The sequence below is a fragment of the Pseudomonas sp. K5002 genome, assembly GCF_013386655.1.
In the GTDB taxonomy this organism is placed as follows: domain Bacteria; phylum Pseudomonadota; class Gammaproteobacteria; order Pseudomonadales; family Pseudomonadaceae; genus Aquipseudomonas.
The window spans coordinates 2,583-2,782 of the sequence record NZ_JACARK010001004.1 but is presented as its reverse complement, the minus strand read 5'-3'; the positions used below and the strand labels follow the sequence as shown (position 1 = coordinate 2,782).

1 pseudogene is annotated in these 200 nt (G+C 64.5%); it reads right to left on the bottom strand.

Annotated elements, in window-relative coordinates:
• Positions 1–159: pseudogene (locus tag HX846_RS32430) on the bottom strand (sugar ABC transporter ATPase); the annotation flags it as partial.
• Positions 160–200: the final 41 nt, after the last annotated feature.

The following is a 200-nucleotide window of genomic DNA, read 5'->3' as shown; positions in this document are numbered from 1 at the left end:
GGCCAGGGCATAGCCCATGCGGTTGCCGGTGCGCCCGCAGGTGGTGAGTTCTTCCTTGACGATGTTCTTGCGCACCAGCCAGCGCACGATCGCCCGGGCGCGGGGTTCGTGGACGGGTAGCGTGGAGATTTTCGGGACAAGGATGCTTTGGGAATTCATGGGAGTCCTGCGGCGTGGCTACTGGCGCCTTCGCGAGCAAG